The 13,681-nt window shown below is 59.2% G+C and carries 11 protein-coding genes; 8 read left to right on the forward strand and 3 right to left on the reverse strand.

Going from position 1 to position 13,681, the window contains the following annotated elements; all coding sequences use genetic code 11:
* Positions 1 to 155 precede the first annotated feature (155 nt).
* The 6 genes from F8A88_RS01685 to leuS all read left to right on the forward strand — a co-directional run bounded on the left by F8A88_RS01685 (position 156) and on the right by leuS (position 6,444).
* A complete protein-coding gene (locus F8A88_RS01685; RefSeq protein ID WP_338325273.1) occupies positions 156 to 878 on the forward strand; it encodes a glycosyltransferase family A protein in 723 nt (240 codons plus the stop codon).
* Positions 879 to 977: 99 nt separating this feature from the next.
* The gene (locus F8A88_RS01690; RefSeq protein WP_151149239.1) at positions 978 to 1,544 is read left to right on the forward strand and encodes a DNA-3-methyladenine glycosylase I; all 567 of its coding nucleotides are present in this window, start codon (positions 978 to 980) and stop codon (positions 1,542 to 1,544) included.
* Positions 1,545 to 1,724: 180 nt separating this feature from the next.
* The gene (locus F8A88_RS01695; protein WP_151149241.1) at positions 1,725 to 2,936 is read left to right on the forward strand and encodes a bifunctional 3,4-dihydroxy-2-butanone-4-phosphate synthase/GTP cyclohydrolase II; all 1,212 of its coding nucleotides are present in this window, start codon (positions 1,725 to 1,727) and stop codon (positions 2,934 to 2,936) included.
* A gap of 32 nt (positions 2,937 to 2,968) precedes the next feature.
* On the forward strand, positions 2,969 to 3,439 hold the full coding sequence (ribH, locus tag F8A88_RS01700; protein WP_151149243.1) for a 6,7-dimethyl-8-ribityllumazine synthase: 471 nt from the start codon (positions 2,969 to 2,971) through the stop codon (positions 3,437 to 3,439).
* Positions 3,440 to 3,442: 3 nt separating this feature from the next.
* Entirely contained in the window at positions 3,443 to 3,889 is a 447-nt protein-coding gene (gene nusB, locus F8A88_RS01705; RefSeq protein ID WP_151149245.1) for a transcription antitermination factor NusB, read from the forward strand.
* 53 nt (positions 3,890 to 3,942) lie between these two features.
* Positions 3,943 to 6,444 carry a leucine--tRNA ligase gene (gene leuS / locus F8A88_RS01710; protein WP_151149247.1) on the forward strand — a complete coding sequence of 834 codons (2,502 nt, stop codon included), beginning with the start codon at positions 3,943 to 3,945 and terminating at the stop codon, positions 6,442 to 6,444.
* 91 nt (positions 6,445 to 6,535) lie between these two features.
* On the opposite strand, the gene F8A88_RS01715 is transcribed toward leuS, so the two are convergent.
* On the reverse strand, positions 6,536 to 6,913 hold the full coding sequence (locus F8A88_RS01715; RefSeq protein ID WP_151149249.1) for a PH domain-containing protein: 378 nt from the start codon (positions 6,911 to 6,913) through the stop codon (positions 6,536 to 6,538).
* A 164-nt stretch (positions 6,914 to 7,077) separates the two neighbouring features.
* Between F8A88_RS01715 and F8A88_RS01720 the strand changes: the two genes are divergently transcribed.
* Together F8A88_RS01720 and F8A88_RS01725 are read left to right on the forward strand one after the other, a co-directional pair.
* Positions 7,078 to 8,364: an efflux RND transporter periplasmic adaptor subunit gene (locus tag F8A88_RS01720; RefSeq protein WP_151149251.1), complete on the forward strand. Its 1,287-nt coding sequence runs from the start codon at positions 7,078 to 7,080 to the stop codon at positions 8,362 to 8,364.
* Entirely contained in the window at positions 8,364 to 11,429 is a 3,066-nt protein-coding gene (locus F8A88_RS01725; protein ID WP_151149253.1) for an efflux RND transporter permease subunit, read from the forward strand. Before F8A88_RS01720 ends, F8A88_RS01725 begins: the two co-directional genes overlap by 1 nt.
* Before the next feature lie 94 nt (positions 11,430 to 11,523).
* On the opposite strand, the gene F8A88_RS01730 is transcribed toward F8A88_RS01725, so the two are convergent.
* The gene (locus F8A88_RS01730) at positions 11,524 to 12,912 is read right to left on the reverse strand and encodes a multiheme c-type cytochrome (protein WP_151149255.1); all 1,389 of its coding nucleotides are present in this window, start codon (positions 12,910 to 12,912) and stop codon (positions 11,524 to 11,526) included.
* 24 nt (positions 12,913 to 12,936) lie between these two features.
* A complete protein-coding gene (locus tag F8A88_RS01735; RefSeq protein ID WP_151149257.1) occupies positions 12,937 to 13,503 on the reverse strand; it encodes a NapC/NirT family cytochrome c in 567 nt (188 codons plus the stop codon).
* Positions 13,504 to 13,681: the final 178 nt, after the last annotated feature.

The following is a 13,681-nucleotide window of genomic DNA, read 5'->3' on the forward strand; positions in this document are numbered from 1 at the left end:
CGCATGTGCGGAGCAGGCCGTTTTTTTGTCGATGTTTTCAAAAAAAGTCATTTTCCTCCTAAAGACCTCCTGAATATTGGTCGATAGGTATGCTGAAACGGATAAATGGGTGCCATGGAGAGGCGCCCGCAGAAGCGGAGTAGGGAGAAGAACAAATGGCCATGGACGGCGACATTCTGTTCACCATCATCACCCCCAGCACGGGCAAGCGACCACGCGCACTGCAAAAGGCTGTGCAAAGCGTGGAAACGGCCGTGCGTCATGCCGCGCTGTCACCCGAACAGGTGGAAGTCCTCATCGGGTTCGACGGGGTCAAGGCCCAGCCGCCGGAAACGAGCCTTCCCCTGCGCAGCATCAATTTCCCGCCCGACAACGACTGGGGCAACGGCATCCGCAACCTGCTCATCCGCATTGCCAGGGGCCGCAAGCTCATCTTCCTTGACGACGACAACATTCTCAAGCCCAACGCCCTGCGCCTGTACCTCAAGCATTTTGACGCGGAAATGGTCATCGGCCGCATCGATACGCAGCTTGCGTTCGACAAGCCCTACATTCCGGAACTGGACGACGGTTCCCTCGTGCGCCAGTGCAACATCGACCCCCTGTGCCTGTGCCTGAGCCGCGAACTTGTTGCCGACCGTTGCGGCGGCTGGAAATACCAAGGAAAGTATGAGGCCGATTTCCTGAACATACTGGACTGGCACCGGCGCGCCAAAAGCGTGGTGGTCATGGACGACGTGGTGGGCGTGTATGACTTTGGCCGCAGTCTCGACCGTTCCGCGCTTTCGCGCCGCCAGATGAACATGCTGGACCGTCTGTCCGCGGAACGCGGCGCTTCCCGATCGGCCGCGGCAGTTCGTCCGGCCATGAATTTCTGATTCCTGACGCCTTTTCTTGTAATACGCACCATCCCCGCATATCCTGATTTCCGATTCGGCTCCCGAATCCTGATGCACCTGAAAGAACATGGGGTCCCGATGCAACGCTGTGCATGGGCCAGGCACCCGCTTGAAGTGGAATATCATGACAATGAATGGGGTGTGCCGGTCCGCGACGACCAGAAACAATTCGAATTCCTGATGCTCGAATCCGCGCAGGCCGGGTTGAGCTGGCTGACCATACTCAAACGGCGGGAAAACTACCGCACGGCCTTTGCCGGGTTCGTCCCTGAAGCCGTGGCGGGTTTTGAACCGGATGTGGTCGAGGCGCTCATGCGGGACGCGGGCATCATCCGCAACCGCAAAAAGATCGAAGCGGCCGTGGCAAACGCGCGGGCCTTTTTGGAAGTACAGGAGCATTTCGGCAGTTTCTGCAACTACATCTGGGACTTTGTGGACGGAGAGCCCGTGCAGAATCGTTGGGAATCGTTTGATCAGGTCCCGGCCTCGACACCGCTTTCCGCCACTCTGGCAAAAGACCTCAAGTCGCGCGGTTTTTCCTTTCTCGGCCCCACCACCGTCTATGCCCACATGCAGGCGGCCGGATTGGTCAACGACCACCTTGTGACCTGTTTTCGTCATCCGGAATTGTCGAAAGGGGGTTGAGCTGTTTGTTCAATGTGTGCGATTTTATTTTGTAAACGTCTGTTTATAATGAGAAAAAAACCTATAAATTTTCCATTTCACCATTGGAGCCTTTTGGAGTAAATAGGGGGGTTCCACAAACACGAACGCCGCCGCACCGTTACCGGGCGGAAACCATGTTTTTTATTGCGAGGTAAATATATGCCGTTATGCACCATTGAAGAAGCCATTGAAGACATCCGCAAGGGGAAGATGGTCATCATGGTCGACGACGAGGACCGCGAAAACGAGGGAGACCTTGTGTGCGCGGCCGAATCCACGACCCCCGAGCTCATCAATTTCATGGCCACCCATGGCCGGGGCTTGATCTGCCTGGCCATGGACGGGGCCATGATTGACCGTTTGCAGCTGCCGCTCATGGCCCAGAGCAACGAGTCCCAGTTCGGCACCAATTTCACGGTTTCCATCGAAGCCCGCGAGGGCGTGACCACCGGCATTTCGGCCTTTGACCGCGCCAAGACCGTTCTCACGGCCGTGGCCGACGACGTGACGCCGCACGACATCGTTACCCCGGGTCACGTTTTCCCGCTGCGTGCCAAGGACGGCGGCGTTCTGGTGCGTACCGGACAGACCGAAGGTTCCGTTGATCTGGCCCGGCTTGCAGGCATGAAGCCCGCCGGCGTCATTTGCGAAATCATGCGCGAAGACGGACAGATGGCCCGCATGCCGGACCTGATTCCCTTTGCCAAGGAGCACGGACTCAAGATTTGTTCGGTGGCGGACATCATTGCCTACCGCATGAAGTTCGGCGATACGTCCGTGACCAAGGTGGCCGAGGCCGAGCTGCCCACCCGTTTCGGCCATTTCAGGAGCCTGGCCTTCAACTCTTCCACGGACAACAAGACCCATATCGCCCTGATCATGGGCGAGATCGACCCGGACAAACCCACGCTGGTGCGCGTTCATTCCGAATGCCTGACCGGCGACGTGTTCGGTTCCCTGCGCTGCGACTGCGGCAACCAGCTGGCCGACTCCCTGTGCATGATCAACAACGAGGGCGGCGGCGTGCTGCTCTACATGCGTCAGGAAGGCCGTGGCATCGGGCTGGACAACAAGATCAAGGCCTATCATCTGCAGGATCAGGGGTATGACACCGTGGAGGCCAACGTGAAGCTCGGCTTTGCGCCGGACATGCGCGACTACGGCATCGGCGCCCAGATTCTCGTGGAGCTGGGCATCTCCAAGATGCGTCTCATGACCAACAACCCCAAGAAGATGGTCGGCCTTGAAGGGTACGGCCTCGAGGTTGTGGAGCGCGTGCCCATCGAATCCGGCGCGTGCGAGGTCAATATGGACTATCTGAGGACCAAAAAGGAAAAAATGGGGCACATGCTCCATCTGGATGAGAAATAACGTCACCAACAACTGACGCGGAGGATATTTCCATGCTGCATTTGCAGACCATCGAAGGCAAGCTGGACGCCAAGGATCTCAAGATCGCCCTGGTGGCCGCCCGTTTCAACGACTTCATCGTGGACAAACTCGTCGGCGGCGCCGTGGACTACCTTGTGCGCCACGGCCTTGAGCGTGAAAACATCGTGCTGGCCAAGGTGCCGGGCGCGTTTGAGATGCCCGTGGTGGCCAAGAAAATGGTCGCTGCCGGAAAATACGACGGCATTGTCTGCCTTGGCGCCGTGATCCGCGGTTCCACGCCGCACTTCGATTTCGTGTGCAATGAATGCGCAAAAGGCATCGCCCAGATCAGCATGGATTCCGGTGTTCCCATCGGATTCGGCGTGCTGACCTGCGACACGCTGGAACAGGCCATTGAACGGGCCGGTTCCAAGGGTGGCAACAAGGGCGTGGAAGCCGCATCCGCCATGCTGGAAACCGTCCGCGTTTTGGAGCAATTGTAGTACATGAGCAGCAAGAAAAAGGGCAACAGGCCCGGAATTCGCCGCGTGGGGCGTACCTGTGCGTTTCAGGTGCTCTACGGGCAGTCCTTTGTGAAAGCGCCGGACACGGAAGCCCTCAAGAAAGCCATCCTGTTCAACCCCGCCGTGGTGGAACAGGAATCGGCCTCGGCCATCGAGTTTGCCGAGGACCTCGTGCTGGGCGTGGTCTCCAACCGGGAAGCCATTGACGCGGTCATCGACGAACATTCGCAACACTGGAAGCTGAGCCGCATAGCCAAGGTCGAACTGGCCATCCTGCGACTATGCCTCTTTGAAATGATGTACACGGATATTCCGCACAAGGCCGCCATCAACGAAGGCATCGAACTGGCCAAGAGTTTCGGCGACGAGAATTCCAAGAACTTCATCAACGGCATTCTCGACGCAGCGGCCCGGGGCTTGGGCAAATAGCTCGGCACTGTGAACGGTTACACGCGAACACTGCAATTCCAAGGATCAAGATAATGGCCATCGGCAAATACGAACCGGAAGTACTGGAAGGCAAATGGCAGAAGGCCTGGGAAGAATCCCGCTGTTTTGAGGTCGAGGCCGAGCCGGGGAAGGACAAGTACTACGTATTGGAAATGTTCCCTTACCCGTCCGGCAAAATTCACATGGGCCACGTGCGCAACTATTCCATCGGGGACGTGGTGGCGCGTTTCAAATCCATGCGCGGCTTCAACGTGCTGCATCCCATGGGCTGGGACGCCTTTGGCCTGCCCGCTGAAAATGCGGCCATCAAGAACGACTCGCATCCGGCGGTCTGGACCTACCAGAACATTTCCGAGATGGGCGAGCAGATCAAGCGGCTGGGCTATTCCTACGACTGGCGGCGCGAAGTGGCTACTTGCCGTCCCGAGTATTACAAGTGGGAACAGCTGTTTTTCCTGAAATTTCTGGAAAAGGGCATTGTCTACCGCAAGAATTCGCCGGTGAACTGGTGCCCGGACTGCAATACCGTGCTGGCCAACGAACAGGTGGAAGAAGGCCTGTGCTGGCGTTGCGATTCCGAGGTGGAGCAGAAGGACATGGAGCAGTGGTTCCTGCGCATCACCGACTATGCGGACGAGCTGCTCGCTGATCTTGATACGCTGGAAGGCGGCTGGCCCGAGCGCGTGCTGACCATGCAGCGCAACTGGATCGGCAAGAGCTACGGCGCGGAGCTGACCTTCAAATTCAAGGGTTCCGACGAGACGGTCACGGTCTTCACCACGCGGCCGGATACGCTTTTCGGCGCCACGTTCATGAGCCTTGCCGCCGAGCATCCGCTGGTGGACACGATCATCGAAGGTTATGAAAAGGCCGACGAGGTGCGCGAATTCTGCGCCAATGTGCGCAACATGGATCGCATCAAGCGCGGCGCCGACGACCTGGAAAAGGAAGGAATTTTTACCGGCGCATACGTGGTCAATCCGGTCACGGGCGCGGAAATGCCCGTGTATGTGGCCAATTTCGTGCTCATGGGCTACGGGACGGGCGCTGTCATGGCGGTTCCGGCCCACGACCAGCGCGACTACGAGTTCGCCACCAAGTACGACCTGCCCATGCAGGTGGTCATCAATCCGCCGGACCTGCACAAGGACGGCGAGGTCCTCAGGCTCGAGGACATGACCGAGGCCTACACAGCCCCCGGCATGCTGGTGAATTCCGGCCAGTTCGACGGCATGGACAACGAGTCCGCCAAAAAGGCCGTTGTGGAGCATCTGGACAAGTCCGGCCTCGGCGAGATGGCCGTGAATTACCGCCTGCGGGACTGGAACGTTTCGCGCCAGCGGTTCTGGGGCGCGCCCATTCCGGTCATGTACTGCGAATCCTGCGGCGTGGTCCCGGTTCCCGAAGACCAGTTGCCGGTGCAGCTTCCGGAAAACGCCCAGGTGCGCAAGGACGGCCGTTCGCCCCTGCCGCTCATGGACGAGTTCGTGAACACCACCTGCCCCAAGTGCGGCGGCCCGGCCCGGCGTGAAACCGACACGCTGGACACCTTTTTCGAATCCAGCTGGTATTTCCTGCGCTATTGCGACGCCCGTAACGCGGACGCTCCGTGGGACAGGGAAAAGCTGGACTACTGGATGCAGGTGGACCAGTACATCGGCGGCATCGAGCACGCCATCCTGCATCTTTTGTACGCGCGTTTCTTCACCAAGCTGCTGCGCGACCTCGGCTATGCCACCACGGGCGAGCCGTTCGCCAACCTGCTCACGCAGGGCATGGTGCTCAAGGACGGGGCCAAGATGTCCAAGTCCAAGGGCAACGTGGTCGGCCCCGGCGAGATGATCGCCAAATACGGCGCGGACGCCACCCGGCTGTTCATCCTGTTCGCGGCTCCGCCCGCCAAGGAACTGGAATGGTCGGATCGCGGCATCGAGGGCGCGTTCCGTTTCGTGAATCGCCTGTGGCGGCTTGTGGAAGACCTTGAGGCCGTGCTTTCTCCCGTGGATCCGTGCTCCTGCACGAATCCCGAATCCGAGGCCGCCAAGAGCCTGCGCCGCAAGGAGCACGACACCGTGCGCCGCGTGACCCGCGACATCGAGAACGAATTCCAGTTCAACACGGCCATTGCCGCGGTCATGGAACTGGTCAACGAGTTGTACGGCTGCAAGGACGAATTGCGCGAAAGCGAACCTGAAGCCCTGAGCTCCGCCGTTGCCACGGCTTTGACCCTGCTTTCCCCGGTCACCCCGCATGTGTGCGAGGAGCTTTGGTCCGCCACCGGGCATGAGAAGATGCTGGTGGCCCAGTCCTGGCCCGAATATGACGAGGCCGCGCTGGTCAAGGACGAGGTGACCGTGGTCATTCAGGTCAACGGCAAGGTGCGCGGCAAGATCAACGTTCCCAACAACGCGCCCAAGGACGAGACCGAAAAGACCGCCATGGAGCAGGAGAACGTTGCCAAGCATCTGGAAGGCAAGACCGTTCGCAAGGTCATCGTCATTCCCAACAAGCTGGTCAATATCGTGGTGGGCTGACCTTCCCCGGAACAACATTGAAAATCCCCGGCGCGGACTTCCGCGCCGGGGATTTTTTTGCGCTGGCGGGGGGGCCCCGGCTGCCATGGCTTTAGCGGGCCACGTAGTTGGCCAGCATTTTCTGCACACCCACCACGTCGGTACCGCTCTTGAGTTCCTTGATCAGCGGCTCGTGGCGGCCGGAAATCCAAATCTTGAGCTCGGCGTCGAGGTCGAAATGCCCGGCCGTTTCCACGCTGAATACGGTTATGGCGCGGTACGGCACGGAAAGGTAGTCTACCTTTTTGCCGGTGATACCCTGCTTGTCGATGAACATCAGTCGTTTATCCGTGAAAACGAACAGGTCGCGGATGACCTTGAATACGCGTTGCACGCGCTCGGCATCGCCCAGAATCGGGGCCAGTTCTTCCTGCATGTCCTCGGCGTTGATTTCCGAGGCATTGCCCATCAGTCCGTCAAGAAAGCCCATGGGAAACTCCTTTTTGTTTCGGACATGAAACCCGGTTTTCCTGAAAATGGCAACCGGGATTGCTCGTGAAAAAGATATGTCGAATTATTATCAGCCTGTTGCGCAAAAATCATGAAAAGGATAGGAAAAACACTATTATTCCACTTCCAAACTTCGGGGGCATCATGAACGCATCGCATTGTCAGGCGGCAATCCGCGCCTCACTTCTTCTTGTCGTGGTCTTGTCTGTTTTTGGGGCCTGTACCAAGAAGGACAACAAACGACAGGTGCCGGCTGTTCCGGTCAATGTGGTCAAGGCCGAGACTCGCGATGCAGAACGCCTTCTCGACGCCGTGGGCACGGTCAAGGCGTCCAACTCCGTGACCGTCAAGCCGCAGGTGGAAGGGCGCATATTGCGCATTCATTTTCTGGACGGCGATAAGGTGGAAGCCGGGCAGTTGCTGTATACCATAGACCCCGGAACCTATTCCTATTCCCACTCCGGTGCGCTGGCCGACGTGGCCAAGGATCGCGCGGACGCGGAAATGGCCCGCAAGGACTTCATGCGCTTCAAGGCGTTGATGGAGCAGGGCGTTGTCTCGCGCGACGAGTACGAGCAGAAGCAGACCGCCTACCAGACTGCGCGCAAGGCCATGGAATCCGACATGGCGCAGGCAGGAATCGCGGGCAAGAAGGTCAGCTATACGCGTATATCCTCGCCCATCGACGGCATTGCCGGCAGCACCATTCTGGACGAGGGCAACCTTGTTGTGGCGGACCAGAGCGAGCTGGTGGTGATCAAGACCGTTGCCCCGGCCGACATCACGTTTTCCATTCCCGGCAAGTATCTCTCCATGGTGCGCTCCCGGGCCGTGGACGAAAATCTCAAGGTCCGGGCCATTCCTGCGCTGGGTGCGGCCAACCCGGTGTTGGGCGAGCTGACCTTTGTGGACAACTGGATCAACACGGCCACCGGCATGATCAACCTCAAGGCCCGTTTTGCCAACGAAGACAGGAATCTCTGGCCCGGTCAGTTCGTAACCATTCAACTGATTCTGGGCGTGCTCGACAATGTTGTGCATGTTCCCACGCAGGCCGTGCAAAAGGGGCCGGACGGCGACTTCGTCTATGTGGTCAAGGACGGCAAGGCCGTGGTCACCCCGGTCTCCGTGATCATGAGCTCGGTTGACGACGTGGTGGTGGACAAGGGGCTGAGCCCGGGCGATCAGATCATTGTGGACGGCATGTTCCGCCTGTATCCCAATGCTCCGGTGGCAGTGAAAAAGACGCTCCCTGCCTCAAAGCCCGCCACTCCCGCGGCAGCGAAACAAGCGGATTCAAGCGAAAACGATTCCGCCAATGCCACGGCCGCCAATGCCACGGCCGCCCCCGAACCGGCCGACGCGCCCGTCCCTGCTGATGCCGCCAATGCAACGGGTGCTGGCGAAGCCTCCACCGGGGGAGAATCCTGATGCAGATCACGGAACTTTTCATCAAACGTCCGGTCATGACCACGCTGGTCATGCTGGGCATGTTGTTTTTCGGCCTTGTGGCCTACACGAGCATGCCGGTCAGCTACCTGCCTGCCGTGGAGTTCCCCACCGTGGAAGTGACCGCATCGCTGGCGGGCGCCAACCCGCGCACCATGGCCTCCAGCGTGGCCTCGCCCCTCGAGCGTGAATTCTCGTCCATTGCCGGGCTGGAATCCATGAGTTCGGTCAACTCGTTGGGCAGCACGTCCGTTATTCTCCAATTCGCGTTGGACAGGGATATCGACAGCGCGGCCATGGACGTGCAGGCCGCCATTTCCCGTGCGGACGGCGACCTGCCCGACAACATGACCGATAAACCGAGCTTCGAGAAGGTCAACCCTGCGGACAGCCCCATCATCTATCTTTCCATGGGCTCGAAAACCCTGCCCATGTCCACGGTCAACGACTATGCCAAGACCTTCCTGACCCAGTCCATTTCCATGATTCCCGGCGTGGCGCAGGTCATCCTCTACGGCGAAAAGCAGTATGCCGTGCGCATTCGTCTGGACCCGAGGGAACTGGCCTCGCGCGGACTGGGCATCGACGAGGTGCGCACGGCCGTGGAAGAGGCCAACCAGAACCTGCCGCTGGGAACCCTTGAGGGCGCGCAGCAGTCTCTGACGGTGGATGCGGACGGGCAGTTGTTCAAGGCCTACGAATACAAGGATCTCGTGGTAGCCTACAAGGACGGACAGCCCGTGCGGCTGACCGATCTGGGCGTGGTCGAGGACGGGGTCAAGGATGAGCGGTTCAGTTCATGGTACAACGGCTCCCACAACCTGACCATCGCGGTCAAACGGCAGCCCGGCACCAACACCATTGCCATTGTGAAAAAAATTCGCGAGATGCTGCCCGGCATCACCGCGCAGATGCCCGCGTCCATCGATCTTACCGTGGTCTACGACAAGAGCGAATTCATCAAGGAATCCGTGCAGGACGTGAAGTTCACGCTGGCCCTTGCCGTGGCGCTGGTGATCATGGTTGTCTTCATTTTCCTGCGCAACCTTGCCAGTACCTTCATTTCATCCATTGCCATCCCGTTTTCCATCGTGGCCACGTTCGCGGTCATGTACGAGTTGGGCTTTACCCTCGATACCTTCTCGCTCATGGCCCTTACACTATCAGTCGGGTTCGTGGTGGACGACGCCATCGTCATGATCGAAAACGTGGTGCGCCATCTGGAAATGGGCAAGAAGCCCATGCAGGCGGCCATCGACGGCGCGGGCGAGATCGGGTTCACCATCATTTCCATGACCCTGTCGCTGGCCATCGTGTTCGTGCCCATCATGTTCATGGCGGGCATCATTGGTCGCGTACTGCACGAGCTGGCCATGACCATTACTGTGGCGGTCCTTGTTTCCGGCGTTGTTTCGCTTTCGCTCACGCCCATGCTGGCCAGCCGTCTGCTGCGGGAAAAGAGCCGCATTGCCGAGTCCGACCCGTTGTTCGACACGCTGATCCGCTTGTATCGCACGAGCCTGCGTTTCTGTCTGGACCACCGCTTCGGCACCATGATGTTTTCCGTGGGGCTGCTGGCATTCACCGCCTGGCTGTTCATCATCATTCCCAAGGGCTTCCTGCCCGCGGACGACGAGGGCGTGTTCATGGGCTTCGTCCAGGCCCGGCAGGGCATATCCTATGATTCCATGCTCGAGCACCAGAAACAGCTCATGCCCATCATGAGCGCGCACCCGGCCATCAAGGACCAGATTCAGATCGTGGGCGTGCCGCTGGCCAACCAGGGCATGAACATCGCCGTGCTCAAGGATGCAAGCGAGCGCGATTCCATCGACACGGTCATTGGTCAGCTCATGGGGCCGGTCAACTCCATTCCGGGCATGGCCTGTTTCCTCGTGAATCCGCCCATGATCCAGATCGGCGGCAAGCAGGCCAAGGGCGATTACCTGTTCACGCTGCTTTCGCCCAGTTCGGACACCCTGTACGAGGATGCCCGCAAGTTCGGGCAGGCCCTGCGCAAGCAGCCGGGCATCATCGGCGTGAACAGCGACATGCAGATATCCGGTCCGCAGGTGGCCGTGGAAATTGACCGCGACCTGGCTTCCAGCCTCGGGGTTTCCGTGCAACAGATCGAAAGCGCCCTGTTCACGGCCTACGGCGAACGGCAGATATCCACCATTTATGCAAGCACCGACGAGTACAAGGTCATCATGCAGCTGGCGCCGGATTTCCAGAAGAACGACGACGCCCTGACCATGCTGTACGTGCGCTCGGATGACGGCAGTCTGGTGCGGCTGGACGCCCTGTGCAATATCAGCCAGGAACTCGGCCCCATGACCATCAACCATACCGGCCAGCTCGAATCGGTCTCCTTTGCCTTCAGTGGCGTTCCGGGTACCAGCATGGGGCAGGTGACCGCAGACGTGCAGAAGTTGGCGGACCAGACCATATCGGACGCGGTGACCACCAAGTTCGAAGGTTCGGCGGGCGCGTTTGCCGAGTCCATGAACAGCCTGTACTTCCTGTTGGTCATCGCCATCGTGGCCATCTATATCCTGCTCGGATCCCTGTACGAGTCGTTCATTCATCCCATAACCATTCTCTCGGGCCTGCCGTCGGCGGCCATGGGCGGCCTGCTCACGCTATTGCTGTTCGGCTGCACCCTGGACCTCTATGGCATGGTCGGGTTGATCATGCTCATCGGTATCGTGAAAAAGAACTCCATCATGGTGGTGGACTTTGCCATCGAGGCGGAAAAGCGCGGCAAGAACGCCGAGGACGCTGCGTTCGAGGGCGCCATCACCCGCTTCAGGCCCATCATCATGACCACGTTGGCAGCCATCATGGGCACGCTGCCCATCGCGCTGGGCATTGGCGCGGGCGCGGACGTGCGTCGTCCCCTCGGCCTTGCCGTGGTGGGCGGGCTGGTGCTTTCGCAGGTGGTTACCCTGTACCTGACCCCGGTGTTCTACACCTACATGGACGACCTCCAGAAGTGGCTGGACAAAAAGGTCGGGACAATCGAGCAAGCCGAACAGGGCGCATAGCCCCAAGGGAAGTCGCGGCGATTGCCGCAGGAAATATGATAAAAAAAGGGAGAGGCCTCGGCCTCTCCCTTTTTTGTTCGGATGCGGATCGCGTCTATTGCTTCTTGTTGAAGATTTCCGGTGGCCGCGTGGTGTCGCCCGTGGCATTGGGGAAGTCCGGGTAGCGGTATGCCTTGGTGTTGGTGTCTACGAGATGCCGCGCCTCTTCCATGAAGCGGTTGAAGCGGTGCTTGCATTCGTAGAACCCGTGCCACCATGCATAGTCCGGGGCCATCATCATGGCGCCCATGCGCGCACGGCGTCCTTCATGGTGCCAGAGTTCATAGAATTCGACCTCCAGCGCCTCGTCGAAGAACTTGGTCTTGTCCAGCAGTCCCTTGGCGTACAGGTCGTCCAGCATCTTCTTGGCGGGCTTGAAGTACACTTCGTTGTATTCATGCACCGCGGTGTCGAAGTCCACATAGAAGTCTTCCACCCATGCCTTGCCGTGGCACTGCAGGCAGATTTTCTTCATCTTGTCGCGTTCCACCTTCCAGTCGGTCTGGGCCGGGAAGGGCTTGAAGTCCTGCGGGCGTACCGTGAGCGGGGCCTGTGTTTCCCAGGATATGCGCTCGGTGACGTCGTGCGTGGTCAAGACCGAACCCGAGCCGGACATGTGGCAGGACGCACAGGTGGGCGCACGGTAATCGATGCCCGGAGTCCATGCGCCCGGTGCCGAGTTCCAGTTGTATTCCTGCTTGAAGGCCTGATAAATGTCGCCGTGCTTGGATTCGTTGTAGATTTCGATTTGCGGATGGTCCGGTCCGAGGTGGCATTGGCCGCAGGTTTCGGGTTTGCGCGCCTCCATGACCGAGAAGCGGTGACGGGTATGGCAGCTGGTGCAGCTGCCGAGGCTGCCGTCAAGGTTGACCCTGCCCACGCCCACGTTGGGCCATGTGGACGAGTCCAGCTTGCCGTCCGTGACCTTGAGCACGGTGCCGTGGCAGTAATAGCAGCCGGTCTTGCGTTCGTTGTCCGAGTTCATGCCGCCGTTGAGCCACGGGTCCAGCTTCCACATGATCTCGATGGTGTTGGCGTGCTTGCTTTTGGCGTACTGTTTGACCTCGTCCGGGTGGCAGCGGGAACAGTCCTTGGGCGTCACGGCCGAGGCAATGGGGATGAAGTACCGCTTTTCGCCGTAGGGCATGTCTCCCCGGGAGTAGTACTGCTCGTGGTCGCGGCTGATGTCCAGATCGCCGGGCTGGGCCTGATGGCAGTCCAGACAGGTAATGTTGGCCGATGCATGGCGGCTCATGGTCCAGTCCGCGAATATGCCTGCTGTCTGCTGCTTGTGGCATTCGATGCAGGCTATTGCCTGCTCGGGCATGCCGCGTTCGATCCTGAATTCCCGCGCCTTGGGAAAATTCTGTGCCGCAAACGCGGTCGCTGTGGCCAGCAGGGCCGTTGCAATGCCGATGGCGATACCAATGGTGCGCGTCCTCATTGCCGATTCTCCTTCATGTTTTTCTTAGAATGACGCAAGCCCCGGCGCGACGTATGGCGCGGAGAACTGTTTGTATTTGTAATAGGTGCGGTCCACGTGCACGAGATTGCTGTGGCAGTCCGTGCAGCGGTATTCGTAGCCCGGGCGGGGGTAGAGCACCTGCCTGTGGGCGAGCATGGCCCCGCGGCTGCCGGGCAGGTGCAGGATGTTGCGGTGGCACTTCATGCATTGGTCGTTGTCCAGCGTATCGTACACCCGCTGGCGCATGACCGCGCGGTCGTAGTTTTCCGCGCCGCCCGTGAAATGGGAAACCACGTCCTTGATGCCGTGGAAGGTCTTGGAAAAGAAGAAATCTACGGTGTCATGGGGCGCGGGCAGATGACAGTCCATACAGTCCGCCACCACCCCCTGCGCGTTGTTGGCGTGGGTGGATGCCTGCCATGCCAGGAATGCGGGCCGTATTTCGTGGCAGGAGGAACAAAAGCCCGGCGTGGAGGTGCGGACCATGGTGTAGTAGGTCATGCTGAACAGGGGAAAGGCGATGAGAATGCCCAATCCCACGAGCAGTATCGTTTTGGTGCCGCGTTTCATGTGCGTTCGTCTCCCGGTCTATCCATAAAAAAGCTTACATTGTCTTACATAAACACGTTGGATAATAATGTACACGATAATTTTGGAAAAAATAATCCTCGACACGGAAGGGCCCGAGTCTACATGGTTTTGATGGCACGCGGAGACGCAAAAAGGCGGGCGCTTTCATGAAAGCGCC

It is taken from the genome of Pseudodesulfovibrio senegalensis (assembly GCF_008830225.1).
GTDB classification, from domain to species: domain Bacteria; phylum Desulfobacterota; class Desulfovibrionia; order Desulfovibrionales; family Desulfovibrionaceae; genus Pseudodesulfovibrio; species Pseudodesulfovibrio senegalensis.

Excerpts from the sequence above, each read along its gene's own strand:
- F8A88_RS01685 (WP_338325273.1), top strand. The coding sequence starts at position 156 with ATGGCCATGGACGGCGACATTCTGTTCACCATCATCACCCCCAGCACG.
- F8A88_RS01690 (WP_151149239.1), top strand. The coding sequence starts at position 978 with ATGCAACGCTGTGCATGGGCCAGGCACCCGCTTGAAGTGGAATATCAT.
- F8A88_RS01695 (WP_151149241.1), top strand. The coding sequence starts at position 1,725 with ATGCCGTTATGCACCATTGAAGAAGCCATTGAAGACATCCGCAAGGGG.
- ribH (WP_151149243.1), top strand. The coding sequence starts at position 2,969 with ATGCTGCATTTGCAGACCATCGAAGGCAAGCTGGACGCCAAGGATCTC.
- nusB (WP_151149245.1), top strand. The coding sequence starts at position 3,443 with ATGAGCAGCAAGAAAAAGGGCAACAGGCCCGGAATTCGCCGCGTGGGG.
- leuS (WP_151149247.1), top strand. The coding sequence starts at position 3,943 with ATGGCCATCGGCAAATACGAACCGGAAGTACTGGAAGGCAAATGGCAG.
- F8A88_RS01715 (WP_151149249.1), bottom strand. The coding sequence starts at position 6,913 with ATGGGCTTTCTTGACGGACTGATGGGCAATGCCTCGGAAATCAACGCC.
- F8A88_RS01720 (WP_151149251.1), top strand. The coding sequence starts at position 7,078 with ATGAACGCATCGCATTGTCAGGCGGCAATCCGCGCCTCACTTCTTCTT.
- F8A88_RS01725 (WP_151149253.1), top strand. The coding sequence starts at position 8,364 with ATGCAGATCACGGAACTTTTCATCAAACGTCCGGTCATGACCACGCTG.
- F8A88_RS01730 (WP_151149255.1), bottom strand. The coding sequence starts at position 12,912 with ATGAGGACGCGCACCATTGGTATCGCCATCGGCATTGCAACGGCCCTG.
- F8A88_RS01735 (WP_151149257.1), bottom strand. The coding sequence starts at position 13,503 with ATGAAACGCGGCACCAAAACGATACTGCTCGTGGGATTGGGCATTCTC.